This is a genomic window from Litchfieldia alkalitelluris, from assembly GCF_002153425.1.
Taxonomy (GTDB): Bacteria; Bacillota; Bacilli; order Bacillales; family Salisediminibacteriaceae; genus Evansella; species Evansella alkalicola.
This window is the reverse complement of record NZ_KZ119600.1, coordinates 2,490,587-2,507,353: the sequence shown is the minus strand read 5'-3', so window position 1 is coordinate 2,507,353 and position 16,767 is coordinate 2,490,587. Positions and strand designations below refer to the sequence as shown.

Genomic DNA, 16,767 nt, shown 5'->3' with positions numbered 1-16,767 from the left:
ATGAAATTAACTCTTCTTAAATTGTACAATATTTCACAAATGTTAATAGTGTATAACCGTGGACATTTAATGAACTTTTATCGTTAATTTTTTTAATTAAGGTCTTCAATAAGGAGTAAAGCTGTTAGATAATTTCCAACAAAACATATTTTCACGGTAGCTTTTAAAATATAAAAAATCCGCATCTTATAAATAAAGATGCGGTTTGCTTCAATATATACTCCCACTTTGTCGTTGCCCATTGTCTTAAATCCCGCACTCTCGCAGGTGGGTATTTGCACTGATTCTTCCAACGTCCCAGAGGGCATGTTGTCCAAGTCAGAATATAAAATTCCCATAAAATCAGTATCGGTTTAAGACATTTAGAGCTCACGAGCATCGTAGGATGTGAGTTGTTGTATTTCTATTTCAATATAACATCGGTTATAAGGTAAAAACAATGGAAACTACAGGTTATGGAACTTAAAATTAACAATAACATTTTAGAGATAGATGTTTGTTTAGAAATCATTCATTAATTGTTTTGCTTCCCTTTATTCTTTCTATTTATTTCATTGCCTGTTGTATACTCATACGTAGCTTTTACTCCACTATTTTTTACTGACCCGCTAGTAACTTTATATTGCTTTTTATCACGATAAGGCATTGGTTTCCTTCTCCTTTTATTTAAGATTTCATTATATTTTTTGCAAGAACTGTACATTCATTCTGGTAAAAATATTGGGACATACTAACACGAAGGAGAGCGGTTAACATCTCTCCTGGATAGGAGGAAGTGGCACATGGGTAAATGGAACGAGGAAGCTGCACCAAATTTAAATTTAAAAACAGGTACACTAAAAACTTCAAAATTCGTTACTAACAAAGCTAAACAAGATCATGAATTCTCAGAGGAATTAGCAGATGGAGAGGAACGAAATGAAATCATTGAGCGGGACATAAGAAAAGAATAGTTTTAATATGGAGTGTCCATTTGGGCACTCTCTTTACTTTATATCTTTTCATTTTACTTAATATAAATGCTTGCGAAAGGATTATTTGCACCCATGATATTAACCCACTGATTTCAATCCTCCGAGCTTAGTTTTTTAAATAGGAAAGAATAATTGAACCAACTTTTTCACATGCTATCCATTGTATTTTGATAATGGAATAACTAGGAGGATTAGGATGAAAAAGCATCGAATCAAATCAATTGTAACTTGCTTATTCGTTTTTGTACTTTTGTTTACTCCCCTAAGTATAGGTCATGCATATGAAAAAGTGCCAACAGCAGGGGTTGCAATTAACGGCGAGATGGTCGATGGTATCGATCCAATTAAACTGGACGGTACATACTATTTGCCAGTTATCTATTTGTCAAAAATTCTTGGCTATAATGATATCAGGTTCGAATCACCTACAAAAACGTATGAACTTACAGATGGTTCTACTGCTGTACGTCTCACAATGGGAGGCACTCGTGCTAGAAGGGGAGACGAATATATTAATGTGGAACCGCCACGTTGGATTGAGGAAACAGGTTATGTTTCTCTAGATGCAGCAAGTGCTTTATTTAACGCCTTCATTTATTTCAAACCAGAAAATGGCTCTATTCAAGTGGAGAAGCCTGCAACGAAATATCGTGTACAGCGTGGTGATACTTTGTGGGCAATCGCTCAAGCTCACCATACAACTGTACAAGCAATTAAAGCTAAGAATGAATTGGGCTCTAATCTTATTTATCCAGGCCAAATTTTAAAGCTACCTTCATGGGAAGGGGCAAAGGAAATGGAGCCGATAAAGGAAGAAAAGCCGGTTGGAGACTATAATCCAGCACCTGCGAAGGACGTTGCGGCTGCAATTATTGAAGAGGCGAAAAAATACATTGGTGCAGGATACAAATTCGGTGCAACTTATCATGAGGCCCCAAATTTATTTGATTGTTCGTCATATACACAATTTGTTTACGGGAAGCATGGCATTTCTTTACCAAGGAATTCGAGACAGCAAGCGGCAGTTGGGACGCACGTTGCCGTGTCTGACCTACAACCAGGAGATTTAGTTTTCTTTTCAACCCCAGATTTATACTCGGATGGCCGTGTTGGACATTTAGGAATTTATATGGGGAATGGTGATATGATTCATGCCTCGTCTTCTCGAGGTGTACACATTGCAGAGAATTTCTTAGATATTGGCTACTGGCAAAATAATTATCTTTTTGCTAAACGCGTTATTGACTAAATAACAAATTAAACCAAATAAAACGTCCATCTATCAATGAGAGATGGGCGTTTTTGTGTTGTAATTCCTCTACTACCGTAAGTTAGACCACAGTTGCGTCCCCTTTTCTTATAACAAAACTATTTTTGCCGCATAAAAACTAGTTTAAATATAAAAATAATAGTGCTTTCTAAAATCTAAATATAATGAAGGAGTTGAAAAAAATGAAAAGTGTCTTAATGAAATTTTTCTTAAGTGGTTTTGTTTTCATTAGCATGTTAGCTGCAGCAGGAGCTCTGAATGTTGAGGCGAACGAAGATAAGCTATTGGAACCTGAATGGTGGTGGGGAAAGGATCGACAGCAGGAGGAAGAACCACCAGAACTAGAGGGGGGACCTGAGCTAGGAGGGCGAGAGCAGCTACCAGTCTCTAATATAGTTTTACAGAGAAGATATCCAGATACGGTTGTTCTTCAAGGGGCAGCTACTGATAATAGAATCGCTCTCACTTTTGATGATGGACCTGATCCAAGATTTACAAATCAAGTTTTAGATGTATTAAATGAGTATAATGTTCCAGCTACATTTTTTGTCATGGGGGCAAGGGTGGAGGCCTACCCAGACATTGTTAATAGAATCCAAGAGGAAGGACATGTCATTGGTAACCATTCATATTGGCATCCGAACCTAGTAGAAGAAGGAGATGTGGCTACTCTTGAGAGAGAAGTAAACCAAACAGAAGATATTATTGCAGAGATGCTTGGATTTAGAACGAAGCTTTTTCGAGCGCCATACGGTTTTCTTTATAATGAGTTAGTTGAGAAGTTAGCGGAGATGAATTATACCGTTGTTGGTTGGTCTGTTGATTCTCTAGACTGGCGTGAGGATCCACCAGAAGAAATTGCTTATAATGTACTAAGCAATACACAGCCAGGGTCAATTATTTTAATGCATGACGGTGCTACTTGGGAAGGTGACCGCACAAACACCATTGAATCGCTACACCAGATTATTCCTGAACTACAAGCACAAGGATTGGAATTTGTAACAGTTCCAGACTTGTTAAATATACCGTTTCAACAATAACTTGGTAATAGAGGGGCAGGCTGGGACAAGTTCCCAGCCTGCTGTTCTGTCAATAGGTAATAGCCAACAGCAACGAGTATTCGAGGAATACTCGTTTTTTGATTAGATTAATAAAACTTGAATATTTCTTCTCCATCGAGAATAGCCATTAGTGGAAAGTACGAGGTGATTTCATGGAGAAGGGAATATTTAAGGTCCTAATATTTATTACTCTCTGCATTATTCTCGGTGCAATCATAGTTGTCGTTGGCAATCTAGTAGGAATAGATTCTGGCTACACAGAAGAACCAGAACCTATCGGGAAACTAAATGTAAGGACAAATGGCCTTACATTTAAAAACGAAGGCACTTGGAGCAGAAAGCAAGGTCAAGTTGAAATTATTTTTGTTGGTGATTTAATGATGGATATGTCCGTAAAGGATACGATGGACAGAGAAGGCCCAGACTATCCATTCAAATTTGTAACAGACAATATTCAACAAGCGGATTTGGCTGTGGCGAATTTAGAAACAGCTGTAACAACTAGGGATGACAGTTATAAAGATCGCAATCAACTATTTAATTTTAAATCTAAACCTGAGCATCTAGAGGGACTAGTGAATGCAGGATTTGATTTAGTTTCATTGGGAAATAATCACGCCCTGGATTATGGTGAAGAAGGATTATTAGATACAATGGAAGCTTTAACGGACTATGGGATAGACTATATTGGTGCAGGAAAAGATGAGGATGCTGCATTCAGGTCCCAATCCTACGTCATAAATGAGAAGAAAATTAATATTATGGGAGCCTCTCGCTTTGTACCTGCTGTTAGCTGGTATACCTTTGATGAAACAACTGAAGCGGGGGTTGCAGGTGCTTATGATTTAGACAAACTAGTAGAAATGGTAAAGAGAGAGAAAGAAGGCACAGATTACTTAATCTTATATATACATTGGGGGATTGAGCGGACAGATATCCCACAAGAATATCAAAAGTACTATGTGAAAAAAATAGTGGAAGCAGGAGTTGATGCCATTGTCGGTCATCACCCCCACTGGCTCCAAGGGTTTGAATATTATGAAGGTGTGCCTGTAGCATACTCTTTAGGTAATTTTTTATTTCCTGATTACGTAACAGGAAATACGGCTGAAACAGGGCTATTGACATTAACCATTGATGATGGGGAAATCTTTATGTCTTTTAAACCATATTTTATTTATCAAGATCAAATTATTCCATTATCAGATCAAGATGAGAACGATCTACTAGAAAAACTTGAGCGTCTGTCGTTTGACGTAGATATTAATGGATATGAAATAGTAGGGCGATAAGGGAGTTAACCTTCTTTTCGCCCGATAAAGCTCAACATTCTCCCTGTGTTACCATTGTCACGCCGATGAGAGAAAAAAATTGAATGATCACAGCTGGTACAGTATTTAGTTACTTCGATTTTTTCCGAAACAAGCCCAGCTTGTTGTAATAGTTGTTTATTTAATTCTTTAAGATTTAAACTGTATTGTCCTTTTTCCACTTCACTATATACTACATTAGGAGATGGGCTCACTTCTCTTACAAAATCTATAACATAATCATCCACAACGTAGCAACACCCCCCAATAGAAGGACCGATTACAGCATAAATGTCTTCTAGAGCAACTCCCTCTTTTTCCACCCAAACCCTAATCATTTCTCCCCCTATATTTTTCACTGTCCCTTTCCAACCTGCATGGGCAATCCCGAGCAAATTCCTTTTTGGTTCCATAAAAAATAAAGGGACACAGTCAGCATAACAAGTGGTCAAAAGGATATTAGGATCCTTCGTATAAAAACCATCGACTCCCTTTAGGCTTTCCTTGTAATCATAGACTCCCATGCCTGTATGTGCTTTTGTAATTTCCATAATTTTATTATCGTGTACTTGCTCACCACACGCCCAATTACTAGTTGGAAAACTTAATAGGGAAGCTAGTTTTTCCCGGTTTTTTATAACATTTTGTTGATTATCATTTACATGAAGCCCAAGATTAAATGATGAGAAGGTGTCCGTACTGAATCCACCATTCTTAGTTGTCATTCCCGCTACAATAGAAGGGTCCTTCTTATTCCAACTTTTAATGAACATAAGTTGATCTGATTGTTGTTTAAAGATGTCTGTTGATGTCAAATGATCATCCCCTTAATATTTGTTTCGTTCCCCTGATAAAATGAAGGAAATTGATGAGACTGTAGCAAGCGAAGTAACTGAAAAAGTAAATATATTGTTTTCTTATTTTATCATATGTGTCTGTCATTTTATCGTCCTACATAGCTATAGAACAAATTAGCTACTGTGACATGGACTAATGTAAATAAAAGGTTTTGTCAGGCAAACGTATATTCGCTATAATGAAACTAGCAAAGACTGGAGGGAGTATCGTGTTCGGAAAAAGGTCGTTAACAGAATTAATTGGGGAATTAAGAAAAGATGAGCATGTTGCCCATTGGCACGAAATAAAGGAAGAGCCTGCAAAATATGCTCCTTTTCCTACATTGATGGATAAAAAAATTAAAGAAGCTTTGGAGAAACGGGGAATAAAGGAGCTATATACGCATCAAGCCAGTTCCTTCGAGTCTGTCATGGCTGGGAAAAATATAGTTGCTGTCACACCAACAGCTTCAGGAAAAACGTTATGCTATAACCTTCCTGTAGTTCAACGAATATTAAACAATAAAGATTCTAGGGCGTTGTATCTTTTTCCAACGAAGGCGTTGTCTCAGGACCAAAAAGCAGATATGAATGAGTTTATTGATGCCCTCGATGTAAAAATAAACAGCTATACATATGACGGAGATACACCTGCAAATATTCGACAAATCGTTCGTAAAGCAGGACATGTTGTGATTACTAATCCGGATATGCTTCATTCTGCAATTTTGCCACACCATACAAAGTGGATTTCCTTGTTTGAAAACTTGGAAACCATTGTGATAGATGAACTACACACTTACCGTGGTGTATTCGGCTCTCACGTGGGGAACGTCATCAGACGGTTAAAGAGGATTTGTCATTACTATGGGAGTGACCCTACTTTTATTTGTACTTCTGCTACCATAGCAAACCCAAAGGAGTTAAGTGAAGAATTAACTGGGGAACCGATGGAGCTCATCAATAATAATGGTGCTCCAAAGGGAAAGAAACACTTTGTTTTATATAATCCTCCAATTGTTAACAAACAGTTAAATATTCGCAAAAAAGCTATGCGAGTCGTTAATGAAATCGCGGCTACGTTTTTAAAAGAAAAAATACAGACAATTGTTTTTTCAAGGAGTAGGGTAAGCGTCGAAATTATCTTAAGTCATTTGCAGGAGCTAGTGAAGAATGAACTACAAAGGAAATCAATTCGCGGATATCGTGGAGGGTACTTACCGAAACAACGACGAGAAATAGAAAGCAGCTTACGAAATGGAGAAACGATTGGTGTGGTTAGTACGAACGCCCTTGAGCTTGGCGTTGATATTGGACAGCTTCAAGTTTGTGTAATGAACGGTTATCCAGGTTCTGTTGCCTCAAGCTGGCAGCAGGCAGGACGTGCTGGCCGTAGGAAAGATGAATCTGTCGTAATCATGGTGGCAAACTCTAGTCCCATCGATCAGTACATTTTCCAGCATCCTGAGTTTTTCTTTGAAGGATCACCTGAGACAGCAAGAATTAATAAAGACAATCTCATTATTTTGGTGGACCACCTTAAATGTGCAGCCTATGAATTGCCATTTGAACGTGGTGGTGACTTTGACGATGTTAATGTGGAGGAAATCCTAGAGTATCTAGCAGAAGAAAGGGTCCTTCATGAACAGCGAAATAAATGGTTTTGGATGAATGACGCATTCCCAGCTCATAACATTAGCTTACGTTCGGCAGCGCAAGAAAATGTGGTAATCATTGACCAATCACAAGTGGAGAGCCATCGTGTCATTGGAGAGATGGATACTTTTAGTGCCATGACTCTCTTGCATGATGAAGCAATATATATCCATGAAGGGATACAATTCCAAGTGGAGTATCTTGATTGGGAGGAAAAGAAGGCTTTTGTTCGTGAGGTGGATGTGGAATATTATACGGACGCAAATTTAGCCGTAAATTTGAAGGTGTTAGAGATAGATAAAGAGAAACATATAGGTGATGGGTTGTTGGAGTACGGGGACATGATGGTTACAGCGATGGCAACGATTTTTAAAAAAATAAAGCTTGAGACCTTTGAAAATATTGGAGCAGGTCCTATCCATCTTCCCGAGCAGGAGCTCCATACAAACGGAATTGCCCTATCATTCCATCGGGATCAATTAGATGGAATTGATCAGAACGAGATAGAGCAGCTCTTACTCGGGGTTGCTCATGTGGTACAGCATGTAGCCTGCGTTAGGGTCATGTGCGACAAAAGCGACCTTCATGCAGTACCTGAAGTGAAGGCAATACATTCGGAAAAGCCAACGGTGTTTCTATATGACCGATATCCAGGAGGAATTGGCCTGAGCGAAAGTGTCTATAAGCAAATGGGTGTAATCATACAAGAAGCGAGGGATTATATCCAGTCTTGTCCGTGTGAAGGGGGTTGTCCTTCGTGTATTGGAATTGGCGCCTTTTCTGAACGGAATATGAAGCAAGCAGTGAAACGTTTATTAGGGAGTTGTATTTAAGAGAAGTTAGAGGTTGGTGTAAGTATGAATCTAAAATCAAAGCTGCAACGAATGAAAGGACATATGAACCTGGAAAAAGAAAATAAAGATAGTGTTCATGTGAAACAGATTCAGGCAGAAATGAAATCTCAGAAGGAACAAATAGATGTAAAACAAAACAAAGGAATAGACTTAGATGAATCTATGTCTAAGACAGAACATGAATTGGATAATGATTTGATAGTGAAGTGGAAGAAACTAGAGTTTTTTCCATACCATTTCGAAGGTCAAGTGGCTTATCAGCGAAGAAAACTCTATGCATTTTCCTCTACGGGGCTAATGAATGTTCGTGAGAGTTTAGAAGAGATTTCTCAGCGCTGGGAGTGTAGCAACATTACACACCCTTTATCAAATAAAGACGTGCCACTATCACGAATGCTGTTTTTTGATACAGAAACAACAGGTTTATCTACTGGGGCAGGTAACACGATCTTTTTGATAGGGTATGCACGAGTGTTAGACAATGGTATTGAGGTGGTTCAGCATTTGTTAGGAGATCCTGCCTCCGAAGCCGCTTTTATGCACGGGTTTTTAATGGACTTTCGCGAGGATGATTATCTCGTAAGCTATAACGGAAAGGCATTCGACTGGCCTCAAGTGAAGTCGCGTCACGCGTTTGTTCGAAATCTAGTCCCGAGATTACCAGCTTTCGGACATATTGATTTACTTCATGCAGCAAGGAGATTGTGGAAGCATGAACTCCCTTCTTGCCGACTGTCTATTGTGGAACAGGAAAAGCTAGGAATAAAACGCGTAAACGATACGCCAGGAAGCATGGCACCGCTGCTATATTATGACTATCTCCATGACAAGGACCCTAAACATTTGGAGGGAATTATTGAACATAATGATCAAGATGTTCGTTCACTTATAGATTTATATATTGCAATATCAAACCGTTTATTTCATAAAAGCAATGACGAAATGACAGCAAATGAACATATTCAAATTGGTCGATGGTTTGAGCAAACAGGAAGTCTAGACCTTGCGAAACTACATTATGAGAAAGGTACCATGTTCGATAGAAACGGCTCTAGTGAAGCCTTTTTCCGTCTAGGAGTTCTCTTGAAAAAACTAGGGAATGTTATGGAAGCAAAGGATTCGTTTCTATCATGTATGAAAATGAGTGCAATTCCCCATGTCCAGTCTTTGATTGAGTTGGCGAAAATTGAGGAGCATCATGATAAAGATGTAAATAGAGCTTACTTTTACGCAAAAGAAGCCCATGCAGCCCTTAAAAGAGGAACGCGTTTAACAGGCCCTAACCAGCGAACCATCGCAGATATTGAAAAAAGAATGATTCGTTTAAAACAAAAAATATGATCATGATTAAAAAGCCTTTCATAGAAAGGGTGTTTTCCATGAGTGGAATGATTAGTTCAGATTATCAATTGATTCGTCAGACTTCTCCCTTTCATTTGCTTACAGATAGGGATTTCAAATTGATTACAAAGAGCGCCACAAGAAAGGTGTTTCAGGCCAATGAATTCTTGTTCCATGATAATGAGGAGGAAGTGGAGATTCACTTTCTCTTATCAGGTCTTGCGAAGAATATATTACATCGGGAAAATGGGGAGCAATATTCCGTTAGATTTTATTATCCAGGAGATTTAGTTGGGACATTAATCTTATTGGCAAGGGGAAGTATGGTTTTTTCTGTTCAGGCTTTAGAGCAGTGTGAGACGATCAAATTCTGCAAAGATACGTTCTTAAAAGTGATGACTGAAAATAAACAATTCTCTCAAGTGGTCTTGAATGAAATAGGGGAGCGAATGAAATCTCTTTATAATGAGATTAAAAGAGGTGGATCGTTTGAAGCGGAGAATATTCCTCTTTATCGCATGCGTGTGCGCTCTATTATGGAATCGGTTCCTGCCGTACAGAGGGAAAGGTCCATTATTGAGTGCGCACGTACAATGGCTGAAATAGGGAGTCCTGGATTAGTGGTCTGGGATCAAAATAAAGATTTTTCAGGAGTCTTAACAACCAATCAAGTGATAGAAGCGTTGTTGAAGAATCGTGGAAATGATAAAGCAGACCAATGGATTGAAAACAAGAACCCCGTGGTACATGAAGATGCCTTTTGCTATGAAGTGTTACCATTCTTCCAACTTGAAAAAGTGGCCCTCATTCCAGTTTTAAATCATGATCATGTCGTTGGGGTTTTAACAGCAGAATCCTTTTTGCAGCTTCAGAACTCCAAGTTTTTAAATTTAACGAATAAATTGCAACAGGCAACTAGTATGGAGGTGATTGCAAAGTTTTCACCAAAAGAAAATAAAAGCTTTATAGAATTTATTGAGTCCCTATTAGACGAAGGAGCACCAGCAATTGAGGTATGCGAAATCATCTCTAATTTTAATGACCATATCCATCGGAAGATAATAGAGTTTGCATTACAAGAAATGAAGCAGGAAGGATTTGGAGGACCTCCAGTCAATTTCTGTTTTATTGTTATGGGAAGTCAAGGTCGTAAAGAACAAACATTCAGTACGGATCAGGACAACGGCTTTATCCTTGGTAGTTATGAACATTTACCAAATTCAAGTGACGTACTTAATTATTTTCTTGTCTTAGGGAAAAGAATTAATGAATATCTTGAGGAGTCAGGTTTTCCTAAATGTACAGGTGGAATTATGGCTGGGGAGAAGAAGTGGATTCGCAGTATTGATAGCTGGGAGGAAGAGGTTAAAAGATGGGTAAAGGAAACTGATGCTCAGGAGGTTCGTGATTTCACCATATTTTGTGACTACCGACCGATATATGGAGATTTTGATTTAGCTAATACTCTTAGGAATAGGATTACAAGTTATATTCAGAAAGGGAAAGTATTGCAATTTATGTTAGTGAAGGATACGATCCGTTTTCGGGTTCCACAACTAATAAGTATAAAGGGACGGAAGAAGCATCTTGACTTAAAAAAATCTGCTTTGATGCAAATTGTTAATGGTGTAAGAATCTTTGCCATTAAATACGGAATTCAAGATGTTAGTACATTAAAACGTCTCCAAACACTAGAAAAAATGGAAGTGTTTCACCATCGTGATGCAAGAAATGCTATGTTTGCTTTCGATTTCCTATCACAAATTCGCATTCGTAAAAACCTATCTCAGATTAGAAGCCATCACCAGTTATCTAATGAAATTAACTTAATTGATCTACCAAAGGATGATAGGAAGAAACTAAAAGAAGCTTTATCGGTTGCAAAACGAATACAGCAATTCTGTGAATTGAGTTATGCAAGAAACCGGGGGATATAGGGATGACAATTTCACTGCTAAAGGTTTTAAAATATTTTCTTCTTGAGTATCATCAGAAGAAAAATGAACGTTTGCGCTGGAAGAAGGAAAATAAAGATATACAGCAAGAGGTGATTACTAAATTTGGTCAACAAAAAGCTATGGAAGATCTTGAAAATACCCCATTAGACGAGTTAACCTTTACAGTATTTGACCTAGAGACAACTGGTTTTTATCCCCTTATTGGAGATGAAATTATTTCAATAGGTGCAAAGAAAATAAATATGAAAAAAGTAAAGTATCCAGAGCATTACTATGAGGTCATTCAGTCACTTGAGCCACCTTCATCTGAAATTGTAAAATTAACAGGGATTGATTATGAAACGTGGAAGAAAGGCGCCTCTTTTCCACAAGTATTCTCGAAGTTTCTTTCCTTTTCATTAGGAACTGTTCTTGTAGCTCACCCAGCAAGTTTCGATGTTCATTTCTTAAAGGTGGAGGCTGAACGATGGGGGTTTAAGGGATATGCCCCAAAATATATTGATTCATATGAGATGGCGCAAGTTTTATCGTATGAAGGTTTAAACTTAGATGAATTAATTAAAAAGTTTAATATACAAAAAAGAAATAGGCATCATGCACTAGATGATGCGGAGATGACAGCAATGCTTTTTCAAAAATTCGTATTTGAACTTAAAAAGCATGGTATACATACATATTCAGATTGGAAAAAAGCAACAAAGTCCATGAAGCAGCGGCGAACACTATTCTAATAAAAATTATTTCCTCGGTAAGCGCAAAAACAGCCTACATTCGATAAAATAGACAGAAAACTCCGTTATTTTGACGAAGCCTGTAGATAAAGGGAAATGGTAAGAAAATCATCTTGTATATCTTTGTCTTTCCCTTTAAAATAAAGTCGAATATCTGGAGAGGGTGAAGGGAAATGGCTAGACTATTTTTAATTTCATTTTTTGTTATTATCGGAATGACTTTTTGGGTCTTTCAATAGTAGACAAGTCATATACTCGTTGTTGGAATGGTCCTTCGACGAGGTTACATACATACAAAACCTTTACAGTACGAGTATTATTAAAATTGGACGGCAAAATTAGGTACATACACTAGTACTTTTTAGTCGTGGTTACATAGTTTGTTATTGAATCAAAAAATAAAGGAGGAAATAACATTATGTTTAGTCCACGACCAGGAGTACCTGCTGGCCCAGCGCCAAGAGCAGCACAATATTACCCACAAAGAGTGGCACCTACTCGTCAATCAGTGAGACAGTTTGATGTTGATCATGTAGTACCTGTCGTTCACCCTAGCCACACAACAAATGTAGTGAATAATAACTGGAGATACTATCATAGTTTCCCTCATACAGAGTCAACGGTTTGCCGTACGACTTGCCAAGACTTTATTTGCCCACCTCGCCGTGGTTGCTAATTGAAGTTTGAATGTGATTAAGCGAACCAGCTGCTTAAAGCTGGTTCGCTTCAACCTTTTTGAGACATGGAGGTAGAAAATATTGTACTCAGTATTAGCCGTATCAGGTTATAAACCACACGAGCTTGGCATATATAATGAAAAGCATGACCAATTGGATTATCTTAAATATGCGATCAAAAAAAAGATTAAATCCCTCATAGATGATTTCGGTGTAGAATGGATCATAACAAGTGGTCAGCCAGGAGTAGAACTTTGGGCTGCTGAAGCAGCTATACAGCTAAAGGAAGAGTATCCTGAATTGAAAGTAGCCACATTGGCACCATTTTACGAGCAAGAAGAAAGGTGGGGTGATCCAGTCAAACAATTATATGCATACATATGGGGACAAAGCGATTATAATGATTATATATCAAAGAGAAAGTATGAGCACTCCTCCCAGCTTCGACAAAAGAATCAATTTATTATCGATAAAAGTGATGCGTTTTTAGTACTATACGATGAAAATACAGAAGGCTCACCCAATTACTACTTAACGTATGCAAAGAAGAGGGAAGAGGCTACTGGATATCCAATTTTTTATTTAACACCTGATGAAATTGATGATGTGATTCGAGAAGCACAGGAAGAAAACCTTTGGAATTGACAAGCGTACACGTTTTTGAAAAAATAAAATAAAAGATGGATTAATAGAGGTGAACTTACTTGAGTCAGAAACGAATTAGCCGTTTAACACAAAAAGATATTTTAGAGAAAGATTTTAAAACAGGACTTCGAGGATATAATCAAGAAGAAGTGGATCAATTTTTAGATCAGATCATTAAGGATTACGATGCTTTTGAAACACGTGTGAATTGGTTAGAAAAAGAAGTAGAACGTTTAAAGAAAGAAGCTGTCACATTAACAGAGCACTCTAAACGTCAGCCACAAGCCCAAACTGCTGCACCAACACAAGGGAATACAAACTATGACATTTTAAGACGTCTCTCAAACTTGGAAAAGCACGTATTTGGTAGTAAACTTCAAGATTAAGAAGGGGAGAAGACCTTGATTGAAGTCTATATTGATGGTGCTAGTGCAGGAGATCCTGGTCCATCAGGTGCTGGTATTTTCATAAAAAATAAAGGTGAACTACTGCGATATGCCGTTCCTTTGGACATCATGTCAAATCATGAAGCAGAGTTCCAAGCATTAATTGAAGCACTAAAGATTTGTAAGGATTATGAGTTTGGAATATTATCTATACGTACAGACTCTCAAATTCTTGATGATGCTTTAGATAGGCGGTATGTAAAAAAATCAACTTATCGACATTTATTGGACCAAGCATTGAATTTAATAGATAAGCATTTTGACCATGTTTTTGTTAAATGGATACCAAGTAAACAAAATAAAGAAGCTGATCAATTAGCGAGACGAGCGATTCAAAGGTCTAAGGAAAAAAAAGGAACTTGAATCGCTATTTTCTGTGTGGTAAGATAATTATTGTCGCTTAAGACAACCATACATGTTTGAGTAATCGCTGCTTCTTTTTAGAAGTAGAGGAAAGTCCATGCTCGCACAGTCTGAGATGACTGTAGTGTTCGTGCCTAGCGAAGTCATAAGCTAGGGTAGTCTGGTTTTACTGGGCTAACGGCAGGGAAAACACCTAAGTGTAGTCTTTTGGCTTCATATGGTGTGAATACTTTGAAAGTGCCACAGTGACGTAGTCTGGTCAGAAATGACGAGAGTGGAACGAGGTAAACCCCACGAGCGAGAAACCCAAAATTAGGTAGGGGCATCCCCAGGAAGGAACTGAACGGAATGGGGAACAGACACACTTGTCTGTAGACAGATGATTGCTGCCGGAGTACGAGGTTTGACAGCCGTTTGCAGTACGATGGTACAGAACATGGCTTACAAAACATGAATGGCGTCGTCAACTATAACATTTACTTATGACTCTACGATATTTCACGTATCGTAGAGTTTTTTCTTATTCATAATTGATCATGTCACAGAGATAGGTCATAATAGTACAAAGTAAGATGAAAGGGTGAACTAGTAGTGAATTCAGTTACATTAATTGCAACTGCTGCTATGGGTTTAGAATCCATTGTTGCAGATGAAGTTAAGGCTTTAGGATATCAAAACGTAAAAGTTGAAAATGGTAAAGTTATTTTTGAGGCAGATCCATCAGGTATTTCCCGTGCGAATTTGTGGTTGCGTTCTGCAGATAGAATTAAGTTAGTTGTAGGACAATTTGAGGCGTATAGCTTTGAAGAACTGTTTGAAAAAACAAAAGCACTTCCTTGGTCAGATTACATATCTGTTGATGCTGAGTTTCCTGTTATCGGGAGATCAGTAAAATCGAAGTTGTTTTCTATCTCTGATTCACAGGCAATTGTAAAAAAAGCTGTTGTGGAGAGCTTAAAGCAAACGCATCGTGTAAGCTGGTTCGAAGAAAAAGGAGCCTTAATGCGTATCGAAGTTGCTCTATTAAAGGACGTAGCAACACTCACCATTGACACAAGCGGTACAGGCTTACATAAACGTGGGTATCGGTACTTACATAATGAAGCACCTTTAAAGGAAACTCTAGCAGCGGCCATGATTAAATTAACTAATTGGCATCCAGATCGTCCATTTGTAGATCCATTCTGTGGTTCAGGGACACTGCCTATTGAAGCTGCTATGATTGGACAAAACATAGCACCTGGTATTAATCGAGAATTTGCTTTTGAAGCTTGGGAGTGGTATCAACAGGAATGGCATGATCGTGCATTGGAGGAAGCGGAGGATTTAGCAAAATATGATCAACCCCTCCATATTTTTGGTTCAGATATCGACCATAAAATGATTGAGTTAGCTAATAATAACGCTATGGAAGCAGGATTTCCTGATCAAATTAAGTTCAAGCAGATGCAGGTAAAGGATTTTACTACAAAAGATGAATTTGGTGTCATTGTTGGGAATCCACCATACGGTGAGAGAATGAATGAGAAATCATATGTAGAAAACTTATATCGTGAAATGGGCAGAACGTTCCGTCCCCTTGAAACGTGGTCTGCGTATTTTATTACTTCAAATGAGTATTTTGAAAAACTATATGGTGCAAAGGCCACAAAAAAGAGAAAACTGTATAATGGAAACTTACGTACAGACTTTTATCAATTCTGGGGAAAAAGGCCGCCAAAAAAATAGGAAAATCCCTTTTGAAAGTGTATGGTTTAGACTTTAGTTGCAAATAGTATAGATGAATCATATAGCCATCTGACTATAGTATGGGAGGAATCTTAATATGTCTGAACCATTTGACGATAAACATCAACTTGAAATGTCCGTTAAAGCGGCTCAAAAAACTGTAGGGGCTGCAACAATGAGCATGGACCCGGATCAGTTGGAGGATGCAACGAGTGCCATCAACGATGCTAAGTCTATGTTACAAATGGGAATAGATCAACATATGGATGATGAATTTATTTCATATTGCTCAGGATTGATTGAAAAGTTAGAACATCAAGTGCATGAAGCAAAGCATTAATATTTTGAAGAGGCTGGGACAAAAGTGTTTTAACATATGGGAAATCCGAACATTCGCTACGGAAATATACTCGCTTTCACCGCAGGCATAAGAGCGACATCTGCTCATTCTTCGCAGTGTCTTCTTTACCGCGGGCGGCTGGTGAGCCTCTTTTGATGTGTTTCTTCCTCTAAAAGATATTCTCTGGAGTAACATGCGTCGAAACAACTCGCAGTTAATCCATGATGTAAACGCTCGTCACTGCGGGGTCTCACCCTTGCCTTTAATCCCGCAGGAACGAGCGATGCATCACGAATATGCTTCGAGTTGCCTCGACGGATACGCTTCGTAGCATATGCTCGTAGAGGAAGAGGCACTTCGTATATTTCCTCCGCAAAAGTTATTATTGTTCGCAATTTCAGTTAAACACTTTAGATATGTCCCAGCCTCATTTCTATTTATCATCATCATCAATGGTTTACAAAGATTTTAAATAAAACACTATAATTAAAGTGATATTGTTACTAATTTACGAACATTCGCTATCACCCTTGTGTTACATAAATTATACCCTTTATAATAGAAACACTAGGGG

Annotated in this window: 16 protein-coding genes and 2 other RNA genes; 15 read left to right on the top strand and 3 right to left on the bottom strand. The window is 38.1% G+C overall.

The window, feature by feature from the left end; translation table 11 throughout:
- Positions 1–217 precede the first annotated feature (217 nt).
- Positions 218–390, bottom strand: a non-coding RNA gene (gene ssrS / locus BW724_RS11960) — 6S RNA.
- A 124-nt stretch (positions 391–514) separates the two neighbouring features.
- Complete coding sequence (locus BW724_RS24270; protein ID WP_268876148.1) at positions 515–646, bottom strand: hypothetical protein; 132 nt, start codon at positions 644–646, stop codon at positions 515–517.
- Between the two features lie 136 nt (positions 647–782).
- On the opposite strand from BW724_RS24270, the gene BW724_RS23635 reads away from it, so the two are divergent.
- The 4 genes from BW724_RS23635 to BW724_RS11945 all read left to right on the top strand — a co-directional run bounded on the left by BW724_RS23635 (position 783) and on the right by BW724_RS11945 (position 4,600).
- Positions 783–953, top strand: a complete 171-nt coding sequence (locus tag BW724_RS23635; protein WP_176371393.1) for a hypothetical protein — start codon at positions 783–785, stop codon at positions 951–953.
- A 217-nt stretch (positions 954–1,170) separates the two neighbouring features.
- Positions 1,171–2,223 (top strand): C40 family peptidase, encoded by a 1,053-nt coding sequence (locus BW724_RS11955; RefSeq protein ID WP_088075437.1) that lies wholly within the window; start codon positions 1,171–1,173, stop codon positions 2,221–2,223.
- 203 nt (positions 2,224–2,426) lie between these two features.
- Positions 2,427–3,287: a polysaccharide deacetylase family protein gene (locus BW724_RS11950; protein ID WP_088075436.1), complete on the top strand. Its 861-nt coding sequence runs from the start codon at positions 2,427–2,429 to the stop codon at positions 3,285–3,287.
- A 173-nt stretch (positions 3,288–3,460) separates the two neighbouring features.
- The gene (locus BW724_RS11945) at positions 3,461–4,600 is read left to right on the top strand and encodes a CapA family protein (RefSeq protein WP_088075435.1); all 1,140 of its coding nucleotides are present in this window, start codon (positions 3,461–3,463) and stop codon (positions 4,598–4,600) included.
- A gap of 5 nt (positions 4,601–4,605) precedes the next feature.
- On the opposite strand, the gene pgeF is transcribed toward BW724_RS11945, so the two are convergent.
- Positions 4,606–5,391 carry a peptidoglycan editing factor PgeF gene (gene pgeF / locus BW724_RS11940; RefSeq protein WP_088077880.1) on the bottom strand — a complete coding sequence of 262 codons (786 nt, stop codon included), beginning with the start codon at positions 5,389–5,391 and terminating at the stop codon, positions 4,606–4,608.
- A gap of 263 nt (positions 5,392–5,654) precedes the next feature.
- On the opposite strand from pgeF, the gene BW724_RS11935 reads away from it, so the two are divergent.
- The 11 genes from BW724_RS11935 (at position 5,655) to BW724_RS11885 (ending at position 16,193) form a co-directional block, all read left to right on the top strand.
- Positions 5,655–7,943: a DEAD/DEAH box helicase gene (locus BW724_RS11935; RefSeq protein WP_205160369.1), complete on the top strand. Its 2,289-nt coding sequence runs from the start codon at positions 5,655–5,657 to the stop codon at positions 7,941–7,943.
- Positions 7,944–7,967: 24 nt separating this feature from the next.
- Entirely contained in the window at positions 7,968–9,305 is a 1,338-nt protein-coding gene (locus BW724_RS11930) for a ribonuclease H-like domain-containing protein (RefSeq protein ID WP_088075433.1), read from the top strand.
- Between the two features lie 38 nt (positions 9,306–9,343).
- Positions 9,344–11,242: a DUF294 nucleotidyltransferase-like domain-containing protein gene (locus BW724_RS11925; RefSeq protein WP_176371392.1), complete on the top strand. Its 1,899-nt coding sequence runs from the start codon at positions 9,344–9,346 to the stop codon at positions 11,240–11,242.
- Between the two features lie 2 nt (positions 11,243–11,244).
- The gene (locus BW724_RS11920; protein WP_088075431.1) at positions 11,245–11,994 is read left to right on the top strand and encodes a 3'-5' exonuclease; all 750 of its coding nucleotides are present in this window, start codon (positions 11,245–11,247) and stop codon (positions 11,992–11,994) included.
- Positions 11,995–12,412: 418 nt separating this feature from the next.
- Positions 12,413–12,670 carry a CotD family spore coat protein gene (locus tag BW724_RS11915; RefSeq protein WP_088075430.1) on the top strand — a complete coding sequence of 86 codons (258 nt, stop codon included), beginning with the start codon at positions 12,413–12,415 and terminating at the stop codon, positions 12,668–12,670.
- An 82-nt stretch (positions 12,671–12,752) separates the two neighbouring features.
- A complete protein-coding gene (locus tag BW724_RS11910) occupies positions 12,753–13,316 on the top strand; it encodes an SLOG family protein (protein ID WP_088075429.1) in 564 nt (187 codons plus the stop codon).
- A gap of 59 nt (positions 13,317–13,375) precedes the next feature.
- Complete coding sequence (gene gpsB, locus BW724_RS11905) at positions 13,376–13,702, top strand: cell division regulator GpsB (RefSeq protein WP_088075428.1); 327 nt, start codon at positions 13,376–13,378, stop codon at positions 13,700–13,702.
- Positions 13,703–13,717: 15 nt separating this feature from the next.
- Positions 13,718–14,125, top strand: coding sequence for a reverse transcriptase-like protein (locus tag BW724_RS11900; RefSeq protein ID WP_088075427.1), 408 nt, complete (start codon positions 13,718–13,720; stop codon positions 14,123–14,125).
- Between the two features lie 52 nt (positions 14,126–14,177).
- Positions 14,178–14,574, top strand: an RNA gene (gene rnpB / locus BW724_RS11895) — RNase P RNA component class B.
- Positions 14,575–14,716: 142 nt separating this feature from the next.
- Complete coding sequence (locus BW724_RS11890; RefSeq protein WP_088075426.1) at positions 14,717–15,853, top strand: THUMP domain-containing class I SAM-dependent RNA methyltransferase; 1,137 nt, start codon at positions 14,717–14,719, stop codon at positions 15,851–15,853.
- A 97-nt stretch (positions 15,854–15,950) separates the two neighbouring features.
- Complete coding sequence (locus BW724_RS11885) at positions 15,951–16,193, top strand: DUF2564 family protein (protein ID WP_088075425.1); 243 nt, start codon at positions 15,951–15,953, stop codon at positions 16,191–16,193.
- Positions 16,194–16,767: the final 574 nt, after the last annotated feature.